The sequence below is a fragment of the Shewanella hafniensis genome (assembly GCF_019655335.1).
In the GTDB taxonomy this organism is placed as follows: Bacteria; Pseudomonadota; Gammaproteobacteria; order Enterobacterales; family Shewanellaceae; genus Shewanella; species Shewanella hafniensis.
Genome location: NZ_BPFD01000146.1, coordinates 1 through 4,048 on the forward strand (window position 1 = coordinate 1; position 4,048 = coordinate 4,048).

The 4,048-nt window shown below is 44.0% G+C and carries 4 protein-coding genes and 1 pseudogene; 4 read left to right on the forward strand and 1 reads right to left on the reverse strand.

From position 1 onward, the window contains the following. Positions 1-374 precede the first annotated feature (374 nt). On the forward strand, positions 375-743 hold the full coding sequence (locus tag K5Q99_RS21365; protein ID WP_246604557.1) for a hypothetical protein: 369 nt from the start codon (positions 375-377) through the stop codon (positions 741-743). A 53-nt stretch (positions 744-796) separates the two neighbouring features. Further along, a complete protein-coding gene (locus K5Q99_RS21370) occupies positions 797-1,090 on the forward strand; it encodes an excalibur calcium-binding domain-containing protein (protein WP_063882339.1) in 294 nt (97 codons plus the stop codon). A 55-nt stretch (positions 1,091-1,145) separates the two neighbouring features. Here the strand turns inward: K5Q99_RS21370 and K5Q99_RS21375 are convergent, their stop codons facing one another. Then, positions 1,146-2,546 carry a sensor domain-containing diguanylate cyclase gene (locus K5Q99_RS21375; protein ID WP_220778070.1) on the reverse strand — a complete coding sequence of 467 codons (1,401 nt, stop codon included), beginning with the start codon at positions 2,544-2,546 and terminating at the stop codon, positions 1,146-1,148. A 717-nt stretch (positions 2,547-3,263) separates the two neighbouring features. Between K5Q99_RS21375 and hipB the strand changes: the two genes are divergently transcribed. Then, positions 3,264-3,500: a helix-turn-helix domain-containing protein gene (gene hipB, locus K5Q99_RS21380; RefSeq protein WP_220591948.1), complete on the forward strand. Its 237-nt coding sequence runs from the start codon at positions 3,264-3,266 to the stop codon at positions 3,498-3,500. 3 nt (positions 3,501-3,503) lie between these two features. After that, positions 3,504-3,839 (forward strand): annotated as a pseudogene (locus K5Q99_RS21385) (HipA N-terminal domain-containing protein); the annotation flags it as partial. Between the last annotated feature and the right edge of the window lie 209 nt (positions 3,840-4,048).

Sequence of the window (4,048 nt, forward strand, 5' to 3'; positions counted from 1 at the left end):
GCTGTTGTATCAAAGCTGCCCAGTCTTCATGGGAACGTTTAGCCATATTAACTCCTGATGAAATGGTCAGTCGTTAAGATAGAGGTTCAACGATATAAGCTGAAGATGTACTTGCCCGGACGCTTACTAACCAGTTACGAGAGTCGTGGAGTCTCATTATTGAAACCGAGGACAGGTATATCTTTTTGGGCAGCCATGTCTCGCTCATGCCATTTCATCTAGTGCCTCTTGGCCGAGCCAAAGGGGGAAGATAAGGAGCAATCTTCGACCTCTGTGGTATCGTCGCTCTCTTATTCTGCTTTTATTGTTAGTATGCCGCTTTGGCTTTTTAAACTGTTTGTTTGAACCATTAAATTAGATAACAAGGTTACTCGATGTTGAAATGCTTGCTTGTGATATTGCTGATATTTAGTTCGGTGTATGGCTGTAATGCCCCAGATCCAAAAATCGGAGAGGTGAAAATTAAGGATGGGATTTGGCAAGAACGCATTGAGCGGCAACTTAAGTTTGATGACAGCTACGACATTTTTTTGCTGTGGTTACGTAATGAATTTGGTATCGAACCTTTACTCCTTGAATATAAACCAAATAAGCTACCTACTTTTATACAGTTGGAATCCATCGACAGTGATGCAAACTGCCAGTATTTAATCCATACAACACTAAAACTCAATGATGAACGACGTATTAACTCCGCAGGCACGTCAATCACAAGGGTCTGTAGCTATAATAAGCAGTATTGAGCTAACTGGTTTAAGCTCGCATACTGTAAAACAAAAATAATGGGGGATGTCAGGTGAAACGGATATTGTTATTAGCGCTCATTGGCTACGGTGTTTGGCATTATTACGGCAAGGCGGAGTATGAGTCCTACGAGGCTGCACAAGAGCCGATTATCGATAGTCAGGCTATTGATAAAGCGAAGGAGGCTGCGGCGATAATGTCTAATAATTTCAGGTGTGATGGTCGTCAGTATTGCAGCCAAATGACCTCACGTGCAGAGGCGGAGTTTTTCGTTAAATACTGCCCCAATACAAAGATGGATGGCGACCATGATGGTGAGCCCTGTGAAAATGATTCCCGCTGGTAGTCACCTGCCTTTCATGACTGAGCAACCATTTAATTAAGTGCGGTTAATCGAATGGCTAAGCTGATGAGCATGGCTGTGGGTGAGTTATGTCTGGTTCGTCAACCGCGACTTTTACGCAATTTCGGCCAGCGGCTTTAGCTTGATATAAGGCGCTATCGGCTGCAATCAGTAAGCTTTGGGCAGTATCTTCACTGTGCCGCAATACTGCACAACCTATACTGATTGTGACGCTAAGTAACTGACCTTGATATTCAATCTTTTTTGCGCTGATGTTTAGCCGCAATCGTTCTGCTATCTGCATGCCGTCTTTCGCATCGGTATGCGGCAATACTACGACAAACTCTTCACCACCATAACGGGCGATGAAATCCGCTGGTCTATATAAACTCTGTTCCAGTTGTTTTGCGACGGCCACTAGGCAGTCGTCCCCAGCCAAATGGCCATGCTGGTCGTTAAAGGCTTTAAAGTGATCGACATCGAGCACTAACAAGCACAGTGGCTCTTTATGCCTTTTCGCATGGTCTATGTGTATTGCCAGCTGAGATTCTAGATAACGGCGGTTAAATAAGCCTGTTAAGGTGTCTTTGACACTCTGCTGGTACAGCGACTCATTTGCCCTTTGGGTTGCGACATACAGTCTGTTGACTTCCCATAGTAAGGCGCAGAGTAAGACCATAGAGGAGACCGAACTGCTAATCCTTGCGGCGTACCAACCTAGACTAAAGCGGGCGCCAGCGAATAAGGTTAACGTGACATCAATCAGGCTGGCCAGCAGCGCCACACTCAGCCATGTATAGAGCACATTGTTACTGCGGGCGCGCCGTATCATGCAGACTAAAGCCAGTGCGTTTAGTCCCCATACGAGTAAGGCATAAGGGCTGTGTAATAACTGCTTATAGCTATTTTTAGCGATCAGGATTGGTAACCAATGGCTACCCCATGTTGCAAACAAAGCCAGTGCTAAACTGCACAACACAGGGATTAATACAAAACCCCACAGCCAATATTTCAGTTGCATCGGCGCAACTTGCTGTGTTGTTAACTTCTGTTGAGCCATCAAAGCCAGCAGGATTAAGGTTGGAAACGATGCATGCCAGAAGACCCAGATCCAAACTGCACTTTGTGCTCCGGCATTGAGTAACCCCTTGGGGGCAAAGACTCCAGGAAACACCAAAAGCTGAACAGTGACTAAGGGGATAAGAAACAAATACGCACTGGCGACAAAACCTGCGAAAACTTGCCTATTACTGGCAAACTGCGACAGCAATAAATACGCGGTAATACTTTCGAGTAGTACTACTGCGGTGCCATACACAGGTAAAAATGGGGCAATATCAGGTAAAGGTATTGAAATAAAAGGAGAGATCACAAGAGCTGATGTTAGCAGTAAGAGGGCGACAATCACCGCCGCATGTTTATGGGGGCGCTGCGATAAAAAAGGATAAATGTCTGGCACAACCACTCACTGCTTTATAATATTTATTTGTTGTCACTATAGAAAGTTATTGGCGTTTTGACCAGAGTAAACGCAGTGAAGCTGGGTCTATAAGCCTGTTTTTTGATTCTTTAACAAGGCTGTAAAAATGACCATGGCCGTATCTTTTACAGATGAGGGCACGTTATTTGTCATTATAGGAAAGGGCCTGTTGATAATAACAGCCCTAAACTTTTCAATTAATGAGGGATGAGAACCTTTTAAATCCGAGGGTCGCTTGCTTTACTATCGACTTGGCCGATAACGGTAATATCGCTTAGGCTCGATAGTGTCCCCCATTGCTGAATTGTCATCATGCCCTTTATTTCTTTTGAGAATTTAACGAGCCACCCATTGTTAAATTTGCAGAGTGTATGCTTGTAAAAGGGCATACCGAAAGCGAGGATGCTGGTCTGGAGCCTAAAAGCCTCAAACCAAAGTTCTTGTAAAAGAAAACCCCGATGCTGGTAACAGTTTCGGGGTTTTGTTTTTTTGTCTGGCAACTTGGGGAAGTATTGGGTGTACTTACCTACACTTTTTGGGTTTTAAGCACTGAAATGAACATGAAGGTGTAACATTGTACACTTTTTGATGGCTTGTCATTTTCAACAATCCAAAAGTGTAGTTCTGTACACTTTTATATTGAATGGGGCTGGTTTTAGGACTAAGGTGTATGAAGTTACACTTTTGGAGATGATGATGGCATCACCGCTAAATCAACAATCCCTCGGCTTGTTAATTAAAGAGCGAAGGAAAAGTGCTGCTCTTACTCAAGACGTGGCGGCCATGTTGTGCGGCGTAACCAAAAAAACGCTGATCCGAGTTGAAAAAGGTGAGGATGTTTATATCTCAACCGTATTCAAAATTCTTGATGGTCTGGGGATTGATATCGTTGCGGCTCAAACCAGCGACACCGAAACTAACGGCTGGTATTAACCCATGAGTACTTCCAAAAAGCTCACGTTAGAGATGCACCTCGGTGATTTAATGATCGGGGAGCTATCCTTTGATGCGACGACTGACACCTTTGCCGTACATTACACCAAAGACTGGCAACAAAGTGGATTCCCACTATCCCCAACAATTCCCTTAGATGGCACAGGAACGAGCAATCAGATATCGATGTTTTTGGTTAACTTATTGCCAGAAAACAAAGGATTAGATTATCTAATTGAATCGCTTGGCGTCTCCAAGGGAAATACCTTTGCCTTGATCCGTGCAATTGGTCTGGATACCGCAGGCGCTGTTGCTTTTGTTCCTAAAGGGACTTTGCTCTGAAGAATCCCCTGATGATTTACAAATAAATCATCAAATTAGGGTGGAAGCGCATCTTGTTGCATGATCAAATGGTTTCGCCAAAAACTACACTTGGACAACAAGATGCGCGAAGCCAATATCCTACAACATTCTTTACACCAATACTGCCCAGAACTTCACCTAAAACGATTAAACAGCTTGATGCTGGCCTCTAAGGCACTGATTGA

Bases quoted from the DNA above. Each gene is read 5' to 3' on its own strand.
- hipB (WP_220591948.1), top strand. From the start codon at position 3,264: ATGGCATCACCGCTAAATCAACAATCCCTCGGCTTGTTAATTAAAGAG.
- K5Q99_RS21365 (WP_246604557.1), top strand. From the start codon at position 375: ATGTTGAAATGCTTGCTTGTGATATTGCTGATATTTAGTTCGGTGTAT.